Consider the following 23417-nt stretch of genomic DNA (forward strand, 5'->3'; position numbering starts at 1 on the left):
GCGCGACCCCCGGGTAGGAGGCGTCTTCTAGGCTTTCGGTCCTTCTGCTGCTTCCTCGTGCCGGCCGTCCTGCGCCCCGACGAGAACCCCGCCTTCTCGGCTCTGCTCGCCCGTACGCGACGCGAACCGCGGCTCGGCGCCGACGGCACGACGGTGCACGCGACCGAGAGCGGTTACGTGGTCGACATCGACCTCGATCTGCTCCAGGAGGCCGTGGCGGCCTGCCCGGGCGAGGCCGAGATCGTGCTGGAGGTCCAGCTCGGCTCGCACGTCGTGTTCGGCGACCCGGTGGCCACCGTCGTGTGCCCCGGTCACGAGGACACGGACGGGGCGCGGTCCGCGCTGCCGGCCGCGATCAGCCTCGACGACCTGCGCGACATCGACGTGGACGCGGGCTACGGAGTGGACGAGATCGGAGCATCCCGGGTCGCAGGCGGTGGCCGGCGAGGGCGCCCCGGTGGGTATCCGGCGTCGCCGCTGATTTCTCCCTGTACGCCGAACCTTTTCCGTGGATGATGGCTCTTATCGGTGGGGGCCCGACATTTCCACTACGGGGAAGGATTCGACATGCCGGTCGACCTGTCCAACGGCAAGCCGCTCGCATGGGATTCGGCGAAACTCGACGCCGACACCAAGGCGATGCTCGACAACCTGCAGCCGAACATCCTGCAGGCGCACGTACGCGAAAGCATGTCCCTGCTGCTCGTGCACTTCGGCGACGGCGCGGACGGCAGGCGCTTCCTGCGCTCCCTCGTGCCGCTCATGAAATCGGCCAGGAAGCACCTGGAGGAGGTCCGCGACTTCAACCGCTCGAAGAAACCCGGCACGCCGTACGTGGGCGTCGGCGTCAGCAAAATCGGCTATCTGAAACTGGGCCACGCCACAACCGAATTCACCGACAACGCGTTCAAGTCGGGGATGAAACGGCGAAAGGACACGTTGAGCGACCCGGCGGTCGGCGCCTGGGAGAAGCACTACCAGGAGGAGATCCACGCGATCGTGCTGATCGGCGACGCCGCACCCGAGCCGGTCGCCGCCACCCGCGAGCGCGTCCTCGCGCTGCTGCCGAAGACCGCGAAGATCGTCGGCGAGGAGAAGGGCGAGGGCCTGCGCGACGCCCAGGGCCGGGGCATCGAGCACTTCGGCTACGTGGACGGCCGCAGCCAGCCGCTGTTCCTCGCCGACCAGGTGGCCGCCGAGTCCGGCACCAACTGGAACCCGTTCTTCCCGCTGAGCCACGTGCTCGTCCCCGACCCCCTTGCTCCCCACCCGAGCCGGCACTTCGGCAGCTATCTCGTCCTGCGCAAGCTGGAGCAGAACGTCCGCGCGTTCCGCGAGGCCGAGGAGGCCCTCGCCGACGCGCTCGGTCTGAAGGGAGACGACCGGCCGCTCGCGGGCGCGATGCTGGTGGGCCGGTTCCGCAACGGCACCCCGCTGCGGCTGCACGGCAAGCGGAGCTCCGAGGGCCATCCGGTGCAGAACGACTTCAGCTACCGCGACGACCCCGGGTCCAAGTGCCCGGTCAGCGCGCACATCCGCAAGGCCAACCCCCGCGACTCTCGGGACGGCGGCCTGGAGCGCGCACTCGGCGTGATGATGGCCCGGCGCGGCCAGACTTACGGCAGGCGCACCGACAAGCCGTGGGACGACGCGCCCCCGACGACCCGGCCGACCGGCGGGGTGGGCCTGCTGTTCATGGCGTTCAACTCCAGCCTGCAGAACCAGTTCGAGTTCACCCAGCAGACCTGGGCCGACAACGCCGATTTCCCGGCCGGGGGCACCGGCCACGACCCCGTGATCGGCCAGGGCAAGCGGGACGTCAAGGTGCGCTATCCGAAGGCGTGGGGCAGCACGAAGCTCAGCACCCCCCAGCACCAGGTCCCCCAGACCGTGACGATGAAGGGCGGCGAGTACTTCTTCATGCCGTCGCTCGCCTACCTCAAGAGTCTGTGATCCTCCGACACCCGCGTCAGGCGCGGAAGCGGCCGGCGTAGACGTTCCGGGCCCGGTGGCAGGTGCATGCGCTCGGGCCCGGAGACGTGGTAGGTGGAGCTATGGGGACTCGAACCCCAGACCCCTTCCATGCCATGGAAGTGCGCTACCAGCTGCGCTATAGCCCCTTGCCACCGCTCCGGGTGTTCCCGGCGCGGCGCTCGGAGAGCATATAGGTATGCCCGTCCGTTTACCTAATCGTCACCAGCCACATGCGTCTCAGCCGTCGGCGGTGGCGGCAGGGCTGTCGTCGCTGCTGATCGGCTCGGGGAGCGTCCCCGCGTTGTGCTCAAGCAGGCGCCAGCCGCGGCGGCCCTCCTCCAGCACCGACCACGAGCAGTTGCCCAGGCTGCCGAGCGCCGACCACAGCTCCTGCGGCAGCCCGAGCAGGCGGCAGATGCCGAGCCGCAGCGCGGCGCCGTGCGAGGCGACGACCAGCAGGCCGCCCTCGTCGAGACGGGACGCCCAGCGCCCGACGGCGTCGGCCACGCGGTCGGCGACGTGCGCCACGTCCTCGCCGCCTGGGGCCTCCCACGCCTCGTACTCGACCGGCCAGCCCGCCCTGATCTCGTCGCGGGTCAGGCCCTCCCACTCGCCGCCGCCGCGCTCGCGCAGGTCCTTGTCCACGGCCACGTCGAGGCCGGTGAGCCGGCCGAGGGCCGAGGCGGTGTCGTAGGCGCGCCGCAGGTCCGAGGAGACGAGCATGGTCGGCCGCAGGGCCGCGAGCAGGGAGGCCGCCCGGGCCGCCTGCGCGATGCCGGTCTCGTCCAATGCGATGTCGGTGTGCCCCTGGAAGCGCTTTTCGACGTTCCACAGCGTCTGCCCGTGCCGCAGGCAGACGACGCGACGGCTCATCGCGCCGCCCCGATGATGGCCTTCGTCACCGGGCCGCTCCGTGCCCGCGCTGCGCGGCGACCCGCTTGACGCTCTCCGGCAGCTCGATGGACGGGCAGTCCTTCCACAGGCGCTCCAGCGCGTAGAAGTTGCGGTCCTCCTCGTGCTGCACGTGCACCACGATGTCGAGGTAGTCGAGCAGGACCCAGCGGCCCTCCCGCTCGCCCTCACGGCGTACGGGCTTGGCGTCGGCCTCCACGCGCAGGCGCTCCTCGATCTCGTCGACGACCGCACGGACCTGGCGGTCGTTGGACGCGGAGCAGAGAAGGAAGGCGTCGGTGATGACGAGCTGTTCGCTCACGTCGTAGGCGATGATGTCGTCGGCCAGCTTCTCGGCGGCGGCCTCGGCCGCCACCCGCACGAGCTGGATCGATCTCTCGGATGCTGTCACGATTCGGTTCTGTCCTCCGTTGACGGGCTCTTCCAGGGTGCACACTCCGCGTGCCCCGTACAACCGGCTTTCCCGGGGAGACCCTACCGGCACACCCTGTCGATTCCGGTGTTATGCCCGGGATCAGGAGTTCAACGTCCTTCCGGGCCCGAGGATTCCATCAAAGGGAAGGCGGCGACGGTGGCGCCGACCCGGATCGTCCCCGGCGTCCGGGGGGCCGCGGCGCCCTCGTGCAGGTCGACGATCGCGGCGAGGATCCTGCCGCGCACGTCGTGCCACAGCTCGGGCTCGACCCACAGCTCGGCGTCGGCCGTCACCCCCTCCTCGCCCGCGCGCCGTCGCCCGGCCCGCTCGCTCAGCGACCGCGCCAGCGCCTCGGCGAGCAGCGGGAAGCCGTCCCGCTGCTCGGTCAGCGGCGTGCCTCCCGCCGCCCGGTAACGGCGCTCCCGGCCGCCGCGCCGGACCCGTACGTCGGCCAGCTCGGCCAGCCCGGCGTCGTCCAGGCAGCGCAGGTGGTGGCTGGCGAGGGCGTGGGAGATGCCCAGTTCGCGGGACAGCTCGGCCGCCGACATGGGCGCGCCCCACATCAGCGAGAGCATGCGCAGCCGCACCGGATGCGCGAGTGCTCTGAGCCTGGGATCCGCCTCCGCCATGGCGGAAAGTTAACACCATCACAACCCCCAAGCATTGACTTGGGGGTAGGTGGCGACGATGATCGCCCGCATGAGAGCCGCCCTCGCCGACCGCAACGCCCGCCGTTATCTGAGCGCCGTCGTGGTCTCCGGTTTCGGCACGATGGCCATGTCCCTCGTCGCGGGCATCTGGGTGAAGTCGCTGACCGGCTCCGACAGCCTCGCCGGCCTCACCGCGTTCTGCTTCTGGGCGCCGACGGCGGCCGGGCCCGCGCTCGGCGCGGTGGTCGACGTTCTCGGCGCCCGGCCCGTGCTCGTCTGGACCAACGTCGTGATGGGGGCGGCGCTCTGCCTGCTCTTCCTGGTCCGCTCCCCCGCCCAGGTCTGGCTGCTGTTCGCGGTGCTCCTGCTCTACGGCGTGAGCTTCGTCGTGCTCGACGCGGCGGAGGCGGCCGTCCTGCCCGCCGCCGTGCCGGAGGCGCTGCTCGCCGAGGTCAACGGGCTGCGCATGAGCGCGTCGGAGGGCACCCGCCTCGCCGCGCCCCTGCTGGGCGCCGGGCTGTTCGCCGCCGCGGGCGGTGACGCGGTGGTCGCGCTCGACGCGGCCACCTTCGCGGCCGGCGCCTGGCTGCTCGGCACGCTGCGCCTGCCGGCCGCCTCCGCGCGGGGCGCCCGCGCGACGCGCGGCTGGGCGGCCCGGACGGCGGAGGGAGCGCGCTTCCTGTTCCGCGACCCGCTCCTGCGCCGCCTCACGCTGCCCGGGGCGGCGCTGATGCTGGTCTCCGGCGTCAACGGCGCGGTCGTCTTCGCCGTGGTCGACCATGGTCTGCACCGGGAGCCGGGCTTCACCGGCGTCCTGTCCGCGATCCAGGGCGGCGGCACGGTCCTCGGCGGTCTGCTCGCGGGGCCGCTGCTGCGCCGGGCCGGCGAGGCGCGGCTGTCCGCCGCCGGAGGGCTCCTGTTCGCCGCCTCGGTGGCACTGCGCGCCGCCCCCTGGGAGTCCGTCGTCACGGCGGCGAGCCTGCTGTCGGGGCTGGGGCTGCCCTGGGTGCTGGTCGCCGCCTTCACCGCCGTACAGCGGATCGCACCCCGCGAGCTGCTGGCCACCGTGTCCGCGACCGCCAACACCGTGCTGTTCGTCCCGACCGCTGTGGGGATGGCGCTCGGCGCCGGGCTCCTCGCCCTGGCCTCCTACCGTCCGGTGCTGTACGCGGCGGCGTTCACCGGCGTGCTCGCCGTGGCCTGCACGGTGCCTTTACGTGCGGGTCAGCCTTCCGGGTCGCGGTAGAGGCCGCGCTTGTTGATGTACTGCACGATGCCGTCGGGGACCAGATACCAGATGGGCTCCCCGGCGGCCACCCGGTCGCGGCACTCGGAGGAGGAGATCGCCAGGGCCGGAATCTCGATCAGGCTGACCTTGCCCGCCGGCAGGCCGGGGTCCTGGAGCGTGTGGCCGGGCCGGGTGCAGCCGACGAAGTGCGCGATGGTGAACAGCTCGTCGACGTCGCGCCAGCTCAGGATCTGCGCGAGCGCGTCGGCGCCGGTGATGAAGTACAGCTCCACGTCCGGGCCGTACGCCGCGCCGATGTCACGCAGCGTGTCGATCGTGTACGTGGGGCCGGGCCGGTCGATGTCCACCCGGCTGACGGAGAAGCGGGGGTTGGACGCGGTGGCGATCACGGTCATCAGGTAGCGGTCCTCGGAGGAGGACACGTTCTGCTCGGCCTTCTGCCACGGCCGTCCGGTCGGGACGAACACCACCTCGTCCAGGTTGAAGTGGTGGGCCACCTCGCTGGCCGCCACCAGGTGACCGTGGTGGATCGGGTCGAAGGTGCCGCCCATCACGCCCAGTCGCCGGATCGCCGTCCCGTTACGCATGGAACGGACGATAACGCCCCTACCGGACCACACGTGAAACCGGCCCTCCCGTGGCGTCCGGGGCTCCCCGCGGCGTCCGCGCGCGTCCGGCCCGTGAGACATAGCATGCGGAACATGACCACTCCCGATCGCAATCGCGTGCAGCTGCCCGGCATCAGCTCGCGAGCCTACGAACACCCCGCCGACCGTTCCGCGCTCGTCGCGATGCGTTCGCTCTCCGGATTCGACGCGGTGCTCAAGCGCACGTCCGGCCTGTTCAGCGAGCGCCGGCTCCGCCTGATGTTCCTGGCCTCCGCGGTGCGCACGACCGACACCCAGTTCCGCGCCCTCCACGACATGGGCCGCGACAGCGCCTACATCCTCGACCTGCACCGGATCCCGGAGATCTACGTGCAGCAGGACCCCAAGGCGTACGCGATGGCGATCGGTTTCGACGAGCCGTTCATCATCGTCTCGACGGGGCTGCTCGACCTCATGGACGAGGAGGAGCTGCGCTTCGTCATCGGTCACGAGACCTCGCACATCCTGTCGGGCCACGCCGTCTACGGCACGATGCTCGCGATCCTGACCCGCCTGGCCACCCGGGTGGCCTGGATTCCCCTCGGCTACATCGGCCTGCGGGTCATCGTCGCCGCCCTGGAGGAATGGCAGCGCAAGGCGGAGATGTCCGCCGACCGCGGCGGCCTGCTCGCCGGACAGGACCCCGACGCCGCGCTGCGGGCGCTGATGAAGCTCGCCGGCGGCTCCCGCCTGCACGAGATGAACATCGAGGCGTTCCTCGACCAGGCCAGGGAGTACGACACCGCGGGCGACGTGCGCGACGGCCTGCTCAAGGTCCTCAACATGCTCGGCACGACCCACCCGTTCGCGGTGACCCGCGTCGCCGAACTCGACCGCTGGCGTCGCGGCGGAGAGTACGAACGGATCATCGCCGGCGCCTACCCGCGCCGCGAGGACGACGCCAACGCCAGCATCACCGAGGAGATCAAGGCGGCGGCCAACTCCTACCGCGAGTCGTGGGCGCAGTCGCAGGACCCGTTCATCGGCGTGCTGCGCGACGTCGCCGAGGGCGCGGTCAACGCCGGCGAGCGTATCTTCAACCGTTTCGCCCGGCGCGAGAACTGAGTCGCGCGACTGGGCCGCAAGAACTGGGCCGCGAGAGTCGGGCACCGGGCAGGCCCGCCGGGACGAGCCGTACGTGCACCGCGGCGGGCTTTCCGCAACCGCTGGAAAAGGCACCCGTTAGAAGAAGAAGGCCACGGCGCGCACCGCCGCCGCGCACAGCGCGACGAAGCCGCCCAGAACGGCGAGCGCGCGCAGGCCCTCCCGCCGCAGGCCGGGGATGGCCGCGCCCGCCCGCTCGATCTCCCGGCCGATGATCGCGCCGCCGACGACGCCGAACGCGACGCCGGCGATGGTGACGGGCACCGGCTGGGACCACCACTCGGGCTCCAGGCGTCCCCCGGAGCCCACCCACAGCGCCGCGAACGCCGCCGCCGCGGCGGGCAGCCCCGGCCACGCGACGGCCGACAGCAGCGAGCCGGTCAGCGTGAGCGGGAACGCCAGCGTGCGCAGGCAGGCGCGGGCACGGCCGGGTTTGCGGCTCCGCACGAGCCAGTGACTGGTCCACACGGCCCTGATCACCACCGCGAGAGCCGCCGTGATCGCGAAGGTGGCGAGCGGATAGACCACGGACGTCACCACGCACGGAACGGCGAGCAGCGCGACCAGGACCAGGGCGGCGTTCCCCGTCGGGATGCCGAGGGCCCCTTCCGGCGCCGCCTCCGGTGCGGTGGCGAGGGCCGTGGCCGCCTTCCCCCGCCGGGGGCGTGCGGCCGAGCCGGGGCCGTCGCCGCGCCGGGCGGCCCGCTCGGCCGCCGGTTCCCGCGCCGTGGTCTCGGCGCCCTTCCTGACCGGCTTGTCCTCCGTCTTGGTGGCCTTCCTGGCCGCGGGTTTCGGCACAGCTTTCGGCACAGCTTTCGGCACAGCTTTCGCCGCCGGCTTCGCGTCGGCCGCCGCACGCGCCCGGGCCGCCTCCGCGGGCGTACGCGCAGTGGTCTCGGCGGCCGTCGGCTCACCCGGCGCGCGCGAGGACTCCCCGGCGGCCCGCGCGAGCCGCGACAGGCGGTCGGCCAGCAACGCGGCGGTCGGGCGGCGGGCGGGGTCGCGATGCAGGGCGGCGCGGACGAGCGGAAGCAGGGCGGCCGGCACCCCCACCAGGTCGGCCTTGCCGTTCAGCACCGCGTACATCTGCGACTCTGCGGTGCCCCGGCCGAAGGTCGGCCGACCGGTGGCGGCGAAGGCCACCGTGGCGGCCCAGCCGTGCACGTCGGCGGGCTCTCCCACGGTCTCGTCGGCGAAGACCTCGGGGGCGCAGTAGCCGGGCGTGCCGAGGAACGTGCCGGTCACCGTGACCCGCGTCGCGTCGAGCACCTGGGCGATGCCGAAGTCGATCAGCACCGGCCCGTCCTCGCCGAGCAGGACGTTGGCCGGTTTGACGTCGCGGTGCACGACTCCGCCCGCGTGGATGATCGCCAGAGCCGCCGCGAGGCCCTGCGCCAGCTCGATGAGCCGGGACTCCGCCAGCGGCCCGTGGCGGCGTACGGCGTCGAGGAGGTTCTCCCCCTCGATGTACTCCATGACGAGGTACGGCCGGTCGCCGGACAGGTCGGCGTCGAGCACCTGGGCGACGTACGGGCTCTCGACCCGGCGCAGCGCCCGCACCTCGCGTTCGAGGCGTAATCGGGCGTCGGGATCGTTCTCGATGGGGTCGCGGAGCATCTTCACCGCGACGCGGTCGCCCCGGCGGCCGACGGCGAGGTACACCTCACCCATGCCACCCCGGCCCAGCCGCTCCAGCAGCGCGTAGGGGCCGACCCGCCCGAGACGTCCAGCCATAGGAGCGCCAACCATAGCGGTCCGGCCGCCCGAATAGGCGGAGGCGCGCCGTTCCACGCGCGTATGAGCCGATACCGACCGGCTCACACGCGGTGGACACGGGCCTGCGGGCCGGGGACGCGGGCCTCGGCGCGCGTCCCGTGCTCACCCGCGTCCGGCGGTCACACCCGCACGTGGCCCTCGCCGGTGTAGATCCACTTGGTGGAGGTGAGCTCCGGCAGCCCCATCGGGCCCCGGGCGTGCAGCTTCTGGGTGGAGATGCCGATCTCCGCCCCGAAGCCGAACTCCCCGCCGTCGGTGAACCGGGTCGAGGCGTTCACCGCGACCGCCGCCGAGTCCACGGTCGCCACGAACCTGCGGGCGGCCTGCTGGGAGCGGGTCACGATGGCGTCGGTGTGGGCCGAGCCATACTTGCGGATGTGCGCGACCGCGTCGTCCAGCGAGTCGACGACGGCGGCGGCGATGTCGAGCGAGAGGTACTCGGTGGTGAAGTCCTCCTCGGTGGCGGCCACGACGTCGGCGCCGTAGGCCCGCACCCGCTCGTCCCCGTGGACGGTCACGCCGGCGTCCTTCAGCGCCGTCAGCGCCCTGGGGACGAACGCGTCGGCGATGGCGGCGTGCACGAGGAGCGTCTCGGCCGTGTTGCACACCGAGGGCCGCTGCGCCTTGGCGTTCACCAGGATCTTCAGGGCGGTGTCGATGTCGGCGTCGGCGTCCACGTACACGTGGCAGTTGCCCACTCCGGTCTCGATCACCGGCACGGTCGACTCCTCGACCACGCTGTTGATCAGCGAGGCGCCGCCGCGCGGGATCAGCACGTCCACCAGCCCGCGGGCGCGCATCAGGTGCTTGACCGACTCGCGGGTCTGGCCCGGCACGAGCTGCACGGCGTCCGCCGGCACCTCGGTCGCCGCCAGCGCCTCCTGCATCACCCGCACCAGCGCGGTGTTGGAGGAGTACGCGCTGGACGAGCCGCGCAGGAGCACGCCGTTGCCGCTCTTGAGGCACAGCGCGGCCGCGTCCACGGTCACGTTGGGCCGGCCCTCGTAGATGATGCCGATGACGCCGAGAGGCACCCGCACCTGACGCAGCTCCAGGCCGTTGGGCAGCGTGCTGCCGCGCACGACCTCGCCGACCGGGTCGGGCAGGTCGGCCACCTGGCGGACGGCCGCCGCGATCTTTGCGATCCGGGCGGCGTCGAGCCGCAGCCGGTCGATCATCGCTTCGGAGGTGCCGTTCTCCCTGGCCCGGTCCACGTCCACGGCGTTGGCCGCGACGATCTCGTCCGTGGCCGCCTCCAGGGCGTCGGCCACGGCGCGCAGCGCCGCGTCCTTCGGCGCGCGCGGCATCGGCGCGAGCACCGTCGCGGCGTCCCTCGCCGCCTGCGCGACCTTCAGAAATTCCTCTGCCTCAGACATTGCCTCGCGCTCCGTCACTTGTGGTGGTGAACAGGCTCCAATATCACGATGTCGTCCCGGTGGATCAGCTCGCGCTCGTACTCCGGGCCGAGTGTGCTGGCCAGCTCCCGGGTGGAACGGCCGAGCAGGTCGGGGACCTCCCCCGCGTCATAGTTGACCAGACCGCGGGCGACGACGGCGCCCGACGGCGCGCACAGGTCGACCGGGTCGCCCGCGGCGAAGTCGCCCTCGACCTTCACGACGCCCGCGGGCAGCAGCGACTTGCGCCGGTCGACCACGGCCTCGACCGCGCCCGCGTCCAGGTGCAGGCGGCCCCGGCCGGTCGTCGCGTGGGCCAGCCACAGCAGCCGGGTCCCAGGGTGGCGGCCCCCCGGGTGGAAGCAGGTGCCGATGTCGGCTCCCGCGAGCGCCTGCGCCGCGTGCGCCGCCGCCGTGAGCACGACCGGGACGCCCGCCCCGGTGGCGATGCGGGCCGCCTCCACCTTGGTGATCATGCCGCCGGTCCCGACCCGGCCGGAGGTGCCCAGCTCGACGCCCTCCAGGTCCTCGGGCCCCCGGACCTCGGCGATCCGCTGGGCGCCGTCCTTGCGCGGGTCGCCGTCGTACAACGCGTCGACGTCCGACAGCAGCACCATGCCGTCGGCGTGGGTGAGGTGGGCCACCAGCGCCGCGAGCCGGTCGTTGTCGCCGAACCGGATCTCGTCGGTGGCCACCGTGTCGTTCTCGTTCACCACGGGGACGATGCCGAGTTCGAGCAGCCGGGCCAGCGTCCGCTGGGCGTTGCGGTGGTGTGAGCGGCGCATCATGTCGTCGGCCGTCAGCAGAACCTGCCCCACGCGCAGGCCGTACCTGGCGAAGGACGAGGTGTAGCGGGCGACCAGCACGCCCTGCCCGACCGAGGCGGCCGCCTGCTGGGTGGCCAGGTCCTTGGGCCGGGCGCGCAACCCTAACGGCCCGAGCCCGGCGGCGATCGCTCCGGACGACACCAGCACGATCTGCGTGCCGGCCGTGCGCCGGGCCGCCAGCACGTCGACCAGCGCGTCCACCCGGTCGACGTCGATCGTGCCCCGCGGCGTCGTCAGCGACGACGACCCCACCTTGACCACCAGCCGCGCGGCCTCGCGGATCCGTTCCCTGCCAGTCACGCCATCTCCCACTCCGGCCCCCCGATCAGCCGAGCCTCGCGTCGGTGCCGCGCGGGCCCATCGTCGCCTCCGTGGCCTGCGACGGCTGCCAGTCGAAGACGTAGCCGCCCTCCATCGGACCGATGATCACCTCGGCGCCGGCCGTCGCGCCGGCCTTGATCAGCTGTTCCTCCACGCCGAGCCGTTCGAGCCGGTCGGCCAGGTAGCCGACGGCCTCGTCGTTGGAGAAGTCGGTCTGGCGGATCCACCGCTCAGGCTTCTCGCCGGTCACCTGGAAGCGGTTCTCGTCGATCCGGCGTACGGCGAACCCGGTCTCGCCGAGCTGCCTGGGCCGGATGACCAGCCGCGTGGGCTCCTCCACGGGGGCCTGCGCCCGCGCCGCCGCCACCATCTCCGCCATCGCGTACGCCAGGGGCCGCAGGCCCTCGTGGCTGGCCGCGGAGATCTCGAAGACCCGCAGTCCGCGCTCCTCCAGCATGGGCGTGACGATGTCGGCCAGGTCCCGCCCGTCGGGGACGTCCACCTTGTTCAGCGCGACCAGCCGCGGGCGGTCCTGCAGCGAGCCGTACGCCGCGAGCTCGGCCTCGATGACCTCGAAGTCGGTGACCGGGTCGCGCCCCGGCTCGATCGTCGCGCAGTCGAGCACGTGCACGATCGTCGAGCAGCGCTCGACGTGCCGCAGGAACTCGTGACCGAGGCCCCGGCCCTCGGACGCCCCCGGGATGAGCCCGGGCACGTCGGCGACCGTGAAGACCGTCTCGCCCGCCGTCACCACACCGAGGTTGGGGATGAGCGTCGTGAACGGATAGTCGGCGATCTTGGGGCGGGCCGCGGAGAGCGCCGCGATCAGGGACGACTTGCCCGCGTTGGGGAACCCGACCAGCGCCACGTCGGCGACGGTCTTGAGTTCGAGCACGATCTCGGCCTCGTCGCCCGGCTCGCCCAGCAGCGCGAAACCCGGGGCCTTGCGCTTGGCGTTGGCCAGCGCGGCGTTGCCGAGGCCGCCGAAGCCGCCCTGCGCGGCGACGTAGCGGGTGCCGACGCCGACCAGGTCGACCAGCACCTCGCCGGTCCTGGCGTCCTTCACGACCGTGCCGTTGGGCACCGGCAGGACGATGTCCTCGCCGTTGGCGCCGTCCCGGTTGGAGCCCATGCCCTGCTTGCCGTTGCCCGCCCGGCGGTGCGGCCGGTGGTGGTACTCCAGCAGGGTGGAGGTGTTGGGATCCACCTCCAGGACGACGTCGCCGCCGCGTCCGCCGTTGCCCCCGTCGGGCCCGCCGAGCGGCTTGAACTTCTCCCGGTGAATGGAGGCGCAGCCGTTGCCCCCGTCACCCGCCTTGATGTGCAGGACGACGTGGTCCACGAAGTCGGCCATCAGCCGCTCCCCCTAACTGCCGTATGAAAAAACGAATGAGGCGGACCGAATGCTCGATCCGCCTCATCGCGCTGCTTGTTGGTGTCCGGGCGGATCTACTCCGCGGCCGGGACGATGCTCACCGCGCGGCGACCGCGCTTGGTGCCGAACTGCACCCGGCCGGTGGCCAGGGCGAACAGCGTGTCGTCGCCACCACGGCCGACGTTGTCGCCGGGGTGGAAGTGCGTGCCGCGCTGACGGACGATGATCTCGCCCGCGTTCACCAGCTGACCGCCGAAACGCTTCACACCGAGGCGCTGAGCGTTCGAGTCACGGCCGTTCCGGGTGGACGAGGCGCCCTTCTTGTGTGCCATGGTTCACTCCCTTTCGGGGGTAAGCGGGGGTCGTCCCCCGGGAAACTACTGTCCGGGGTTGATGCCGGTGACCTTGACCTGGGTGTACCGCTGGCGGTGACCCTGGCGCTTCTTGTATCCGGTCTTGTTCTTGTACTTCAGAATCCGGATCTTCGGCCCCTTGGTCTCGCCGAGGATCTCGGCGGTCACCTGGAACCGGGAAAGCGTGGCGGAGTCGGTGGTGACATCGCCGTCGTTGACGACGAGCACCGCCGGCAGCGACACCGAGGAGCCAACCTCGCCGGCGACCTTGTCCACCTCGAGGACGTCCCCGACGGAGACCTTCTGCTGCCTGCCGCCGCAACGAACGATCGCGTACACCGCGGAACCCTTCTACTGGCTAAATGCTGAGATGCCGCGCCCCGCATCCAGCTGCTGTCGATACACGACCGGCGATCCGGGCAGGCGCGCGAAGCCAGGCGCGCCGACACCAGGCGCACCGGTTGACTAGGGTACCGGATATCCGGTACCCAGGTCGAACCGAGCGGACCGCCGGGTGACAGAGTCGTTACTCCGCCGTCTTCCTGCGGGAACGTCGCCGTCCCCGGGAAGACGACGCGGAGCTGTCGCCCCCGTCTGAGTCGGTGGAATCGGCGTCGATTGCGTCGGTGACGCTCTCGCGCACCGAGCCCGCCGCCGCGGCGACGGAGCCCTCGCTCGTCGCCGCCATCTTCTCGGCCACCGCCTTCTCGATGGCCATCTTGCCCTGCGTGCCGCGCGGCTCGGGCTTCGCCTCGACCGGCTCGGTCGAGACGATGATCCCGCGCCCGTGGCAGCAGTCGCACGGCGTGGAGAACGCCTCCAGCAGGCCCTGACCGACCCGCTTGCGCGTCATCTGCACCAGACCCAGCGAGGTGACCTCGGCCACCTGGTGCTTGGTCCGGTCCCGTGCCAGGCACTCCAGCAACCGCCGGAGCACCAGGTCGCGGTTGCTCTCCAGGACCATGTCGATGAAGTCGATCACGATGATGCCGCCGATGTCCCGCAGCCTGAGCTGGCGGACGATCTCCTCGGCCGCCTCCAGGTTGTTGCGGGTGACGGTCTCCTCGAGGTTGCCGCCCTGCCCGGTGAACTTGCCGGTGTTGACGTCGACGACCGTCATCGCCTCGGTCCTGTCGATCACCAGCGAACCGCCGGACGGCAGCCACACCTTGCGCTCCATCGCCTTGGCGATCTGCTCGTCGATGCGGTAGGCGGAGAACACGTCGGTCTCCTCCTCCCACTTCGACAGCCGCTCGGCCAGGTGCGGGGCGACGTAGCGGACGTACTCGTCCACCGTCGTCCACGCCTCGTCGCCCTCGACGACCAGCGAGCTGAAGTCCTCGTTGAAGACGTCGCGGACCACCCGGACGGTCAGGTCGGGCTCGCCGGACAGCAACTCCGGCGGGCTGGCCGACTTGGCCTTGCGCTGGATGTTCTCCCACTGGGCCGACAGCCGGGCGACGTCGCGGCTGAGCTCCTCCTCCGAGGCGCCCTCCGCCGCAGTGCGCACGATGACGCCCGCGTTCTCCGGCATGACCTTGCGCAGGATCTGCTTGAGCCGGGCCCGTTCCTTGTCGGGCAGCTTGCGGCTGATCCCGGTCATCGAGCCGTCCGGCACGTAGACCAGGTAGCGGCCGGGGAGGCTGATCTGCGAGGTCAGCCGGGCGCCCTTGTGGCCGATCGGGTCCTTGGTGACCTGGACGAGCACCGACTGCCCGGACTTCAGCGCCGCCTCGATCCGCTTGGGCTGGCCCTCCAGCCCCGCGGTGTCGAAGTTCACCTCGCCGGCGTACAGCACGGCGTTGCGGCCCTTGCCGATGTCCACGAACGCCGCCTCCATCGAGGGCAGCACGTTCTGGACCTTGCCGAGGTAGACGTTGCCGACGTACGACTGGCTGGACTCCCGGTCGACGTAGTGCTCGACGAGGACGCCGTCCTCGAGCACCGCGATCTGGGTGCGGCCGCCGTGGCGGCGCACGACCATGATCCGCTCGACCGACTCGCGCCGGGCCAGGAACTCCGACTCGGTGATGATCGGGGGACGGCGGCGGCCCAGCTCGCGGCCCTCGCGGCGGCGCTGCTTCTTGGCCTCCAGCCGAGTCGATCCCCGTACGCCCTGGACCTCGTCCACGGAGGTGGACCTGGTGGCGCGGGGCGCCCGGATGCGGACGACGGTGTTCGGCGGGTCGTCGGGGGCCAGCTCGGCCTCCTCGGTGCCCCGGCGGCGACGACGGCGACGACGGCGGGTGCCGGTCTGGCCCTCGGAGTCGTCCTCCGCCTGCTCGCGGTCGTCGTCTTCCGCCGACGCGGCCTGCGGCTCGTCGGCCTCGCCCTCCTGCTCCTCGCCGTCCTCGGCGTCCCTGGCGCGGGCACCGCGTCCGCGTCCGCCCCGGCGGCGGCGACGGCGACGGCTGCCGCCCTCGCCCTCGGAATCGTCCTCGCCGGGCTCGGCCGTCTCCTCCGGCTCCTCCGCCTCCTCGTCCTCGGCCTGCACCGGCTCGGCCGGGGGCGACGCGGGCCTCTGCACGGGCACCGCGAACGGATCGGGGGCCTGGAAGAGCGGCTGGAACAGCGCCGACGGCGCCTGGAAGGTCACCGAGGGCACGGACGGCTGCCGCGCGGACAGACCGAAGGGGTCGGCCACCACGTCCGGCCGCCCGCCGTCCTCCTCGACGTCGGCGTTTTCGATGTCGATGTCCTCGATGTCGAGCGGCTCGTCGTCCAGCGGCTCCTCGTCGGGGAGGTTGAGCCGCAGCGCGGCGGCGACCTCCGCCTCCGCGGCGCTCATCGCCCTGGATCGTTCCGGCTCCGGCTGCTCGGCGCGGGCGCGGCGGCGGCGCTTCGGAGCGGCGGGCTCCTCGGCCCGGACGTCCTGCACCGGCTCATCAGCCTGCACCGCTTCGGCCTGCTCCTGCTGCTGGGACGGCTCGGGCTCGTCGGTCCGCTTGCGGGACCGGCGGCGCCGCGTGGGTGCGGCCGGCTCGTCGTCCGCGGCCGTCGTGGTCTCCGCCGCAGCAGGCGCCGTCTCCGCGACAGTCTCCGCCGCAGCCGGCGCAGGCGGCTCCTCGGCGACCGGCTCCTCGACGGTCTTGGTGCGGCGGCGCGTGACCCGCTTGGGCCGTTCCTTCGCGACCGGCTCCTCCTGCGCGGGGATCTGCGCGGCGGGCTCTGCCACCTCCGGCGCAGCGCTCTCTACAGCCTCCGCCGGCTGTGTGCTCTCCGCGGCCTTCGGCAGGGCGGCCGCGGCCACCGTTGTCACCGGCGGCGGCAGGTCGTCAGGCTCGGGCGGGGGCCCGGCCGGGCGGCTCGCCGCCCGTCGGCGCGGGGTCGTGGACACGCCGGACGGACCGGAGGAAACCACGTCTCCCCCGGCCTGACCGCGTTCTTCTGTTGTCGTGTCACTGTCAAGGCTCACAGCCCCGTCAGTGGGCTCGTTGTCGAGCATGCGGGCGCTCTCCCGTCAGCCTCCGGGCACGTTGCCGCGCCGCGCGGAGGCTCTCGTCTCTCGCGGTCCGCCGGGCTTCCTGTCGGCGCCTCGGCGGCAAGTCTTATAGGTCTCCGCCTGCCCGGTCGAAGGCGAACGGGTCGGCGGGCTCACCGGTCATCGCGTCGAGCGGCCCCTGCGCCAGCCTGGTCACCGCTGCGGGTGACGGCGGCGCGAAGCCTGCCACGAGACGCAAACCCATGAGCACGTCATCGGGCCGGACGGCAGGTGTTTCGTGCCGAACAACCATACGAAGTATGACACACGGTTGAACGGTCTCCTGACCTGCCGTAATTCCCGGCCCCTCCACGACGGCCAGCGAACGCACCGCCTGGCGTGCGTCGAACCGCCGCATTCCCTTCTTGGTCAGGCGCTCGACCTCCACCAGGTCGGCCGCGAGGAACTCCTTCACCGCCCGCTCGGCCTCGCCCGGATCGGCCCCGGGGAGCCGGAGCTCCCACGTCGAGCCCTCCAGCCGGTCGGCCAGGTTCCCGTCCCGCGCCTCCACCACGTCGAGCACGTCCAGCCCCGGCGGCAGCGAGGCGTCGAGGTCGTCGCGGACCCGCCGCGGGTCGCACGGCCGGTTCACCCCGATCTCGAGGTACTCGGCCTCGCTCGCCACTCCGGTGGGGGCGGCGCCGGCGTAGGAGATCTTCGGGTGGGGGCTGAAGCCGGCGCTGTAGGCCACCGGGATACCGGCCCGCCGCACCGCCCTTTCGACGGCGCGGGAGATGTCGCGGTGGCTGGTGAAGCGCAGGCGGCCCCGCTTGGCGTAGCGCACGCGAAGGCGCTGCACGGTGGGTTCGGGCGCGGGCCCGTCGGGAACGGGTTTCAGAGTTCCGTCGTCCTTCCGCTGTCGGTCGATCGTCTTTCAGGATAGGCCGTGAGCGTCAAATCACGGTGAGTGGCAGCAGTTTCCTGCCCGTCGGGCCGATCTGGATCTCCGTCCCCATCGTGGGGCAGACACCGCAGTCGTAGCAGGGCGTCCAGCGGCAGTCCTCGACCTCGACCGTGTTGAGCGCGTCCTGCCAGTCCTGCCACAGCCACTCGCGGTCGAGGCCGGCGTCGAGGTGGTCCCAGGGAAGCACCTCGTGCTCGTCCCGCTCGCGCGTCGTGTACCAGTCCACGTCGACCGGCTCGTCGGCGAGGGCGCGCTCGGCCGCGGCCATCCACCGCTCGAACGAGAAGTGCTCGCTCCAGCCGTCGAACCGGCCGCCGTCCTCCCAGACGGCCCGGATGACCCTGCCCACCCGGCGGTCGCCCCGCGACAGCAACCCCTCCACGATCGACGGCTTGCCGTCGTGGTAGCGGTAGCCGATGGCCCTGCCGTACTCCTTGTCGGAGCGCAGGGCGTCGCGCAGCGCGCGCAGCCGGCGGTCCACCGTCTCGTGGTCGCACTGGGCGGCCCACTGGAACGGGGTGTGCGGCTTGGGCACGAACCCGCCGATGGAGACCGTGCAGCGGATGTCGCGCGAGCCCGTCGCCTCGCGGCCGGCCTTGATGACCTTCTTGGCCAGGTCGGCGATGCCGAGGACGTCCTCGTCCTCCTCGGTCGGGAGACCGCACATGAAGTAGAGCTTCACCTGCCGCCAGCCGTTGGAGTAGGCGGTGGTGACCGTGCGGATCAGGTCCTCCTCGGTGACCATCTTGTTGATCACCTTGCGCATCCGCTCGGACCCGCCCTCCGGCGCGAACGTGAGACCGGAACGGCGGCCGTTCCTGGACAACTCGTTCGCCAGGTCGATGTTGAACGCGTCGACCCGGGTGGACGGCAGGGACAGGCCGACCTGGCTGCCCTCGTAGCGGTCGGCGAGACCCCTGGTCACGTCGGCGATCTCGGAGTGGTCCGCGCTGGACAGCGACAGCAGCCCGACCTCGCTGAAGCCGGACTCCTTGATCCCCGCCTCGACCATGTCGCCGATCGTGGTGATCGACCGCTCCCGCACCGGACGGGTGATCATCCCCGCCTGGCAGAAGCGGCAGCCCCGGGTGCAGCCCCGGAAGATCTCGACGCTGAACCGCTCGTGCACGGTCTCGGCGAGCGGGACCAGCGGCTTCTTCGGGTACGGCCACTCGTCGAGGTCCATGACCGTGTGCTTGAAAACGCGCGTCGGCACGCCGTCGCGGTTGGGGACGACCCGCATGATGCGGCCGTCCGGGTGGTACTCGACGTCATAGAACTTCGGGACGTACACCCCGCCGGTGGAGGCGAGGCGCAGCAGCAGCTCGTCGCGGCCGCCGGGCGAGCCCTCGGCCTTCCATTCGCGCAGCACCTCGGAGATCGCGATGGCGATCTGCTCGCCGTCGCCGAGGACGGCGGCGTCGAGGAAGTCGGCGATCGGCTCCGGGTTGAACGCGGCGTGACCGCCTGCCAGCACGATCGGGTCCTCGTCGGTGCGGTCCGCCGCCTCCAGCGGGATCCCCGCCAGATCGAGCGCGGTGAGGAGGTTCGTGTAGCCGAGTTCGGTGGCGAACGACACCCCGAGGACGTCGAACGCGCGAACCGGCCGGTGCCCGTCCACGGTGAACTGCGGGACGCCCTCGGACCGCATGAGCGCCTCGAGGTCGGGCCACACCGCGTAGGTGCGCTCCGCCAGCGTCTCGGGCAGCTCGTTGAGGATCTCGTAGAGGATCTGCACCCCCTGGTTGGGCAGGCCGACCTCGTAGGCGTCCGGGTACATCAGGGCCCACCGGACGGTCGCCTCGTCCCAGTCCTTGACCGTCGAGTTCAACTCGCCCCCGACGTACTGGATCGGCTTCTGCACCTTGGGCAGCAGCGGCTCCAGGCGGGGAAACAACGACTCGACAGACATGCATCCAGGGTATCGGCTCCGGGGAGTGGCCCCTGCGGATCTTCCGTCCTCAGAAGGGGTGCCAGATCCGGTCGTCGCCCGCGCGCAGCGAGGCCAGGCGGTGGCGCAGTTCGGCGTGCGCCGCCTCGTCCCGGTGACCGATGCGCAGCACGGCCGTCAGCGTCTGCAGCTCCCTGATGTCGCGCAGCACCGGATAGCCCGGCCAGTCCCTGACATCGCACCCGTACGCCTGGGCGAACCCGTCGCGCTGCGCGTCCGACAACCCGAACCTGGCGCCCTGCAGGGTGGGCACCAGGTCGATCTCGCGCGGCCCGGCGCTGGCCGAGTCCCAGTCGCACAGCAGGATCCGGTCCGCGGTGCGGATCAGGTTGCCCCGGTGCGCGTCCCCGTGGATCAGCCCGTACGGCAGGGCGAACTCGACCCGCTCGTAGTACGCCTCCTCCAGCTCCGCGCACCGGCCAAGCAGCCACTCCCGCTCCTCGCCGTCCAGCACGAGACTGGCCCGTACGGCCCGCCGCACGCGTCCGAAGGGATCGTAGGTCGGCAGCGCGAACGGGGCCGGCGGCAGGGAGTGCAGCCATCGCAGCAGCAGGCCGAGCGGGACCGGGTCGCCGTCGTCCGCGCCGTCCTCGTAGTGCCAGAAGGTCGCCAGGCAGCCCTCGACGGCCAGCGGCTGGCGCACGTCGAGCGGCAGCGTGACGGGGAAGCCCTGCTCGTGCAGCCAGCGGGTGACCTTGAGCGAGGTGACCAGGCGGTCGTACTTGCCGGGGGTGCCGGTCTCCGCGAGGCGGACGACGACCCCCTCGCCCGGCAGGTGGTACACGGTGTTGGCGAAACTGCGCAGCAACCGGGCGCCGTCGGCGCTGAGCCCCGCCTGGCGGCACGCCTCGGCGAGCGCGGGCGGGGTGCCGGCGACGGTGGAGACGCTCATGCCGCCTCCTCGCCCAGCGGCTCGGAGTCCGGTCGTGCCGGAGGGGCGCAGGTCGCCACCTCGCGGTACGCGCCGTGTCCGTTGATCCGCTCGCTTGGCTCGTTCATCGCAGGTCCCCCTCGCCGCGCCGCACCGCGGGCGGGGCCTCGGACGGGGCCTCGGACAGCGCCTCGGGCAGCGCCCGGGCGGCCGACTGCGGCAGGCCGGTCGCGCAGAACGACTCCAGCCGCTCGGCGAGCGCGCCGCGCACCATCGCCCGGGTGGACTGGAGCGTCTCGGCCAGGCTGTCGATCCTGCGCTCGGGCGGCAGGGCCAGCAACGGGGTCAGGGCCTGCTCGGCCCCGCCGGGGTCGTCCTCCATCAAGTGCGCGACCGCGAGGTGGGCCCCGGCCATCGCCTCGCAGCCGTACGACCTGTTGTGCCGGTCCTCCCGCTCGTACAGGCCGAGCGCGGTGCGGGCCTGCTCGATCGCCTGGGCGGGCTGACCGAGGTGCAGGTGCGTGACCGCGGTGTAGTACGCGTGCTTGGCGGGCCGGAAGGCGAACTCCCCGGCGAACCCGTCGTGCAGCTCGTCCCCGCTGCCCGACTCCCGGGCGTCCGCCGCCTTGAGCAGGTCGTCCTCGGCCTCGCGGGTCCAGCCGAGCATCGCGCCCGCCCGCGCGCGCAGCATGTGCAGCCGCGCGCCGCCCTGGCCCCGGGGCAGCTGCGTGAGGCCGTCCTCGGCGTAGCCCGCGGCGTCCTCGTACCGCCGGTCCCACAGCGCGACCGACGCCTGCATGCCGCGCGCCCAGCCCATGAGCGACCGGTGGCCGGCGATCCTGCCGTACGTCCACGCCGCGCGGGCGAGGGTGTCGGCGGGCACCCGGCGGCCCATGTCCATGCTCGCGTTGGCCATCAGCCCGCACAGCGCCCCCGCCAGGAAGTACAGCTCACCGGCCTGGGCGGGGTGGACGCGCCGTTCCAGCGCCCGGCGGGTCTGCTCCTGCAACGCCCGCATCTCCACGAACAGCGGCAGCGGCGCCTCCCAGACGTACCGCCGGGACAGCCAGATCACCTGCGTGCGCAGCCGTTCCAGCGTGCTGTCGCCGACCTCGCTGGTCTCGACCCGCTCGGCGTGCTCGCTCGCCTCCTGGGCGGCGGCGCTGATCAGGTCGGGCGCGGCAGGGCGCCGCCACGCCTCGGGGCGGCGCATCTCCGGGGGCGTGTAGTCCCGGGCGAACCCGAGCTGCACCGGGCCCGTCTCGAACAGGCGGCACAGCAGGTCGGTGTAGTCACGGTCGGGCCGGGCCCCGGCCTCCCACTCCCGCCAGGACCGCTCGCTCAGTCCCCTGCGCTTGATCTGCTCGCGGTCGCACATCGCGTGGAAGCGCTCGATCGCCTCCTCGACCGTCCACCCGTACGCCAGCCGCAGGCACTTGAAGCGGGTCAGCTGCGGGCAGCAGAGGTGGATCTCGTCGGCGATCTGGTGGAAGACGGGGGTCGTCGGCGGCTCCCCGAGAGCGGCGAGGGTGCGCTCGCGGATGCCGCCGGCGATCTGGATGGCGGACCGGTCCCCGCCGCGTGAGGGTGTCGTCATCGGCTCTCCCAGTGGTGACACCCGCACGCTAACGCCCTGCATGTCACGAACCGGTCACCTCGCGCACTGCGAGTCGCTCTCCTCCAGCCGGAGAGGAACGACCGTCCCGCCGCGGCGCAACTGGGCCGTGAAGAGCTGCCCGCACAGGCTGGCCGGCGTCTCGGCGAACCACACCGTCGGCGGGTCACCCGCGGCCGCGGCGGCCCATCGTCCGCCGCCGTACACGATCCGGTAGTCGGGGAAGGCCCTGCGCAGCAGGTCAAGGGCGCGCTCGCGCTCCCGCACCTCGTCGTCCGGAGTCACGGTTCCTCCGTAATGGTTCGTTCAACCCCCGAACCTGTTCTGTTCCCATGATGTTCGCGGAGTGGAGCGCGCACCAGTGAGAGCGGGGGTCCGCCACCCTGCGGACGGCTCTCATGCGGGCGGCACAGGTCACACGGGCCGCGATCGGAGATGGATCGCCTGCAGGATGGCCACCGCCGTCATGTTCGCGAACGTCGCCGTGCCGCCGTAGGAGACGAACGGCAGCGGCACGCCGGTGATCGGCATGATGCCGATGGTCATGCCGACGTTGACGAGCGTCTGGAAGGCCAGCCACGCGACGATGCCGCCGGAGACGAGCGCGCTGAACCGGTCGCCGCACATCCGGGCGATCCGCGCGCCGCGCAGCAGCACCACGCCGAGCAGGGCCACCACGGTGACCGACCCGATGAAGCCGAGCTCCTCGCCCGCGACGGTGAAGATGAAGTCGGTGTGCTGCTCGGGCACGAAGCGTCCCGTGGTCTGGCCGCCGTGGAACAGGCCCTTGCCGAACACCTCGCCCGACCCGATCGCCACCAGCGCCTGCGTGCTGTTGTAGCCCACGCCGCGCGGGTCGCTCGACGGGTCGATGAGCGCGGTGAACCGCGCCACCTGGTAGGGCTTGAGCAGCCCCAGCGACCACACCGCCATCGCCGCGAGGCCCGCGAGCAGCGCCCCGGCCACCACCCAGCGCTTGCGAATGCCGGCGAACACGATGATCGCGCCGGTCGTCGCCAGCAGCACCATCGTGGTGCCGAGGTCGGGCTGCAGCATGACCAGCGCCGCCGCCGCGCCCACCACCGCGAGGGACAGCGCGACTCCGGCGGCCCTCGGCCGGTCCTTGGTCTTCCCCTTCTCCGACGTCGGGGCCAGCAGCCGCGCCAGCATCACCACCAGCGCCGGCTTCATGAACTCGGCCGGCTGCAGGGCGAAGCCCCCGCCCAGGAGGATCCATGAGTGGTGGCCGTTGATCGTCGATCCCATCGGGCTGATGACCAGGATCAGCCCGATGACGGCGATGCCGTACAGGACCGGCGCGTACGTGCGCAGCCAGCGGTAGTCGCTCACCGCGACCGCGCTGTAGAGCGCCAGGCCGATGAGCAGGTTGAGCACGTGCTTCTTGGCCATGCCCGTCGGCTCGATCGACGACCACGTGCGGGTGGCCGACCACACCAGCAGTGTGCCGATCGCGCTGAGCGCGACCACCGCGCCGAACAGCAGCCAGTCCATCCGCCAGACGACCGATCCCCGGCCGACGACCCGGCTCGCGAACGACCTCCGCCGTACCCCGATGGCTTCAGTCATGGCAGGTCCGC

The 23417-nt window shown here is 72.1% G+C and carries 21 protein-coding genes and 1 tRNA gene; 4 read left to right on the forward strand and 18 right to left on the reverse strand.

What is annotated here, in order from left to right; translation table 11 throughout:
• Positions 1 to 57: 57 nt before the first annotated feature.
• Together ABZ860_RS18335 and ABZ860_RS18340 are read left to right on the forward strand one after the other, a co-directional pair.
• Positions 58 to 516: a DUF2254 family protein gene (locus ABZ860_RS18335; RefSeq protein ID WP_357221374.1), complete on the forward strand. Its 459-nt coding sequence runs from the start codon at positions 58 to 60 to the stop codon at positions 514 to 516.
• A gap of 51 nt (positions 517 to 567) precedes the next feature.
• Entirely contained in the window at positions 568 to 1953 is a 1386-nt protein-coding gene (locus ABZ860_RS18340; protein WP_357221377.1) for a hypothetical protein, read from the forward strand.
• Between the two features lie 94 nt (positions 1954 to 2047).
• On the opposite strand, the gene ABZ860_RS18345 is transcribed toward ABZ860_RS18340, so the two are convergent.
• The 4 genes from ABZ860_RS18345 to ABZ860_RS18360 all read right to left on the reverse strand — a co-directional run bounded on the left by ABZ860_RS18345 (position 2048) and on the right by ABZ860_RS18360 (position 3930).
• Positions 2048 to 2120 (reverse strand) — tRNA-Ala (locus tag ABZ860_RS18345).
• Between the two features lie 91 nt (positions 2121 to 2211).
• A complete protein-coding gene (locus ABZ860_RS18350; protein ID WP_357221380.1) occupies positions 2212 to 2847 on the reverse strand; it encodes a histidine phosphatase family protein in 636 nt (211 codons plus the stop codon).
• Positions 2848 to 2872: 25 nt separating this feature from the next.
• Entirely contained in the window at positions 2873 to 3277 is a 405-nt protein-coding gene (gene rsfS, locus ABZ860_RS18355; RefSeq protein WP_357055549.1) for a ribosome silencing factor, read from the reverse strand.
• A 131-nt stretch (positions 3278 to 3408) separates the two neighbouring features.
• Positions 3409 to 3930 carry a winged helix-turn-helix domain-containing protein gene (locus tag ABZ860_RS18360; RefSeq protein WP_357221382.1) on the reverse strand — a complete coding sequence of 174 codons (522 nt, stop codon included), beginning with the start codon at positions 3928 to 3930 and terminating at the stop codon, positions 3409 to 3411.
• A gap of 70 nt (positions 3931 to 4000) precedes the next feature.
• On the opposite strand from ABZ860_RS18360, the gene ABZ860_RS18365 reads away from it, so the two are divergent.
• Positions 4001 to 5197: an MFS transporter gene (locus ABZ860_RS18365; RefSeq protein ID WP_357221385.1), complete on the forward strand. Its 1197-nt coding sequence runs from the start codon at positions 4001 to 4003 to the stop codon at positions 5195 to 5197.
• On the opposite strand, the gene nadD is transcribed toward ABZ860_RS18365, so the two are convergent.
• On the reverse strand, positions 5176 to 5787 hold the full coding sequence (gene nadD, locus ABZ860_RS18370) for a nicotinate-nucleotide adenylyltransferase (RefSeq protein WP_357221388.1): 612 nt from the start codon (positions 5785 to 5787) through the stop codon (positions 5176 to 5178). The genes ABZ860_RS18365 and nadD overlap by 22 nt on opposite strands.
• 105 nt (positions 5788 to 5892) lie before the next feature.
• On the opposite strand from nadD, the gene ABZ860_RS18375 reads away from it, so the two are divergent.
• The gene (locus ABZ860_RS18375) at positions 5893 to 6912 is read left to right on the forward strand and encodes a M48 family metallopeptidase (RefSeq protein WP_357221391.1); all 1020 of its coding nucleotides are present in this window, start codon (positions 5893 to 5895) and stop codon (positions 6910 to 6912) included.
• A 117-nt stretch (positions 6913 to 7029) separates the two neighbouring features.
• On the opposite strand, the gene ABZ860_RS18380 is transcribed toward ABZ860_RS18375, so the two are convergent.
• The 13 genes from ABZ860_RS18380 to rodA all read right to left on the reverse strand — a co-directional run bounded on the left by ABZ860_RS18380 (position 7030) and on the right by rodA (position 23406).
• Positions 7030 to 8685, reverse strand: coding sequence for a serine/threonine-protein kinase (locus tag ABZ860_RS18380; protein ID WP_357221393.1), 1656 nt, complete (start codon positions 8683 to 8685; stop codon positions 7030 to 7032).
• Positions 8686 to 8846: 161 nt separating this feature from the next.
• A complete protein-coding gene (locus ABZ860_RS18385; RefSeq protein WP_357221396.1) occupies positions 8847 to 10103 on the reverse strand; it encodes a glutamate-5-semialdehyde dehydrogenase in 1257 nt (418 codons plus the stop codon).
• A gap of 14 nt (positions 10104 to 10117) precedes the next feature.
• Positions 10118 to 11248 (reverse strand): glutamate 5-kinase, encoded by a 1131-nt coding sequence (proB, locus tag ABZ860_RS18390; RefSeq protein ID WP_357221399.1) that lies wholly within the window; start codon positions 11246 to 11248, stop codon positions 10118 to 10120.
• Between the two features lie 25 nt (positions 11249 to 11273).
• Complete coding sequence (obgE, locus tag ABZ860_RS18395) at positions 11274 to 12623, reverse strand: GTPase ObgE (protein ID WP_357221402.1); 1350 nt, start codon at positions 12621 to 12623, stop codon at positions 11274 to 11276.
• 95 nt (positions 12624 to 12718) lie between these two features.
• Entirely contained in the window at positions 12719 to 12976 is a 258-nt protein-coding gene (rpmA, locus tag ABZ860_RS18400; protein WP_030505847.1) for a 50S ribosomal protein L27, read from the reverse strand.
• Positions 12977 to 13021: 45 nt separating this feature from the next.
• Positions 13022 to 13336 (reverse strand): 50S ribosomal protein L21, encoded by a 315-nt coding sequence (gene rplU / locus ABZ860_RS18405; RefSeq protein WP_357221405.1) that lies wholly within the window; start codon positions 13334 to 13336, stop codon positions 13022 to 13024.
• A 187-nt stretch (positions 13337 to 13523) separates the two neighbouring features.
• A complete protein-coding gene (locus tag ABZ860_RS18410; RefSeq protein WP_357221408.1) occupies positions 13524 to 16442 on the reverse strand; it encodes an Rne/Rng family ribonuclease in 2919 nt (972 codons plus the stop codon).
• A 103-nt stretch (positions 16443 to 16545) separates the two neighbouring features.
• Positions 16546 to 17277 carry a TIGR03936 family radical SAM-associated protein gene (locus ABZ860_RS18415; protein WP_357221411.1) on the reverse strand — a complete coding sequence of 244 codons (732 nt, stop codon included), beginning with the start codon at positions 17275 to 17277 and terminating at the stop codon, positions 16546 to 16548.
• A 94-nt stretch (positions 17278 to 17371) separates the two neighbouring features.
• A complete protein-coding gene (locus ABZ860_RS18420; RefSeq protein ID WP_357221414.1) occupies positions 17372 to 19294 on the reverse strand; it encodes a TIGR03960 family B12-binding radical SAM protein in 1923 nt (640 codons plus the stop codon).
• A 49-nt stretch (positions 19295 to 19343) separates the two neighbouring features.
• Positions 19344 to 20225 carry an aminoglycoside phosphotransferase family protein gene (locus tag ABZ860_RS18425; protein WP_357221417.1) on the reverse strand — a complete coding sequence of 294 codons (882 nt, stop codon included), beginning with the start codon at positions 20223 to 20225 and terminating at the stop codon, positions 19344 to 19346.
• Positions 20226 to 20328: 103 nt separating this feature from the next.
• The gene (locus ABZ860_RS18430; protein ID WP_357221420.1) at positions 20329 to 21801 is read right to left on the reverse strand and encodes a hypothetical protein; all 1473 of its coding nucleotides are present in this window, start codon (positions 21799 to 21801) and stop codon (positions 20329 to 20331) included.
• A 54-nt stretch (positions 21802 to 21855) separates the two neighbouring features.
• Positions 21856 to 22104 (reverse strand): hypothetical protein, encoded by a 249-nt coding sequence (locus tag ABZ860_RS18435; RefSeq protein WP_079320046.1) that lies wholly within the window; start codon positions 22102 to 22104, stop codon positions 21856 to 21858.
• A 129-nt stretch (positions 22105 to 22233) separates the two neighbouring features.
• Positions 22234 to 23406, reverse strand: coding sequence for a rod shape-determining protein RodA (rodA, locus tag ABZ860_RS18440; protein ID WP_357221423.1), 1173 nt, complete (start codon positions 23404 to 23406; stop codon positions 22234 to 22236).
• Positions 23407 to 23417 lie beyond the last annotated feature (11 nt).

Source organism: Microbispora sp. NPDC046973 (assembly GCF_040644495.1).
Taxonomy (GTDB): domain Bacteria; phylum Actinomycetota; class Actinomycetes; order Streptosporangiales; family Streptosporangiaceae; genus Microbispora.

Bases quoted from the DNA above. Each gene is read 5' to 3' on its own strand.
- ABZ860_RS18360 (WP_357221382.1), bottom strand. From the start codon at position 3,930: ATGGCGGAGGCGGATCCCAGGCTCAGAGCACTCGCGCATCCGGTGCGG.
- ABZ860_RS18425 (WP_357221417.1), bottom strand. From the start codon at position 20,225: ATGAGCGTCTCCACCGTCGCCGGCACCCCGCCCGCGCTCGCCGAGGCG.
- ABZ860_RS18420 (WP_357221414.1), bottom strand. From the start codon at position 19,294: ATGTCTGTCGAGTCGTTGTTTCCCCGCCTGGAGCCGCTGCTGCCCAAG.
- ABZ860_RS18340 (WP_357221377.1), top strand. From the start codon at position 568: ATGCCGGTCGACCTGTCCAACGGCAAGCCGCTCGCATGGGATTCGGCG.
- ABZ860_RS18375 (WP_357221391.1), top strand. From the start codon at position 5,893: ATGCGGAACATGACCACTCCCGATCGCAATCGCGTGCAGCTGCCCGGC.
- rodA (WP_357221423.1), bottom strand. From the start codon at position 23,406: ATGACTGAAGCCATCGGGGTACGGCGGAGGTCGTTCGCGAGCCGGGTC.
- rpmA (WP_030505847.1), bottom strand. From the start codon at position 12,976: ATGGCACACAAGAAGGGCGCCTCGTCCACCCGGAACGGCCGTGACTCG.
- ABZ860_RS18365 (WP_357221385.1), top strand. From the start codon at position 4,001: ATGAGAGCCGCCCTCGCCGACCGCAACGCCCGCCGTTATCTGAGCGCC.
- ABZ860_RS18430 (WP_357221420.1), bottom strand. From the start codon at position 21,801: ATGACGACACCCTCACGCGGCGGGGACCGGTCCGCCATCCAGATCGCC.
- ABZ860_RS18380 (WP_357221393.1), bottom strand. From the start codon at position 8,685: ATGGCTGGACGTCTCGGGCGGGTCGGCCCCTACGCGCTGCTGGAGCGG.
- obgE (WP_357221402.1), bottom strand. From the start codon at position 12,623: ATGGCCGACTTCGTGGACCACGTCGTCCTGCACATCAAGGCGGGTGAC.
- ABZ860_RS18385 (WP_357221396.1), bottom strand. From the start codon at position 10,103: ATGTCTGAGGCAGAGGAATTTCTGAAGGTCGCGCAGGCGGCGAGGGAC.
- nadD (WP_357221388.1), bottom strand. From the start codon at position 5,787: ATGCGTAACGGGACGGCGATCCGGCGACTGGGCGTGATGGGCGGCACC.
- ABZ860_RS18350 (WP_357221380.1), bottom strand. From the start codon at position 2,847: ATGAGCCGTCGCGTCGTCTGCCTGCGGCACGGGCAGACGCTGTGGAAC.
- ABZ860_RS18410 (WP_357221408.1), bottom strand. From the start codon at position 16,442: ATGCTCGACAACGAGCCCACTGACGGGGCTGTGAGCCTTGACAGTGAC.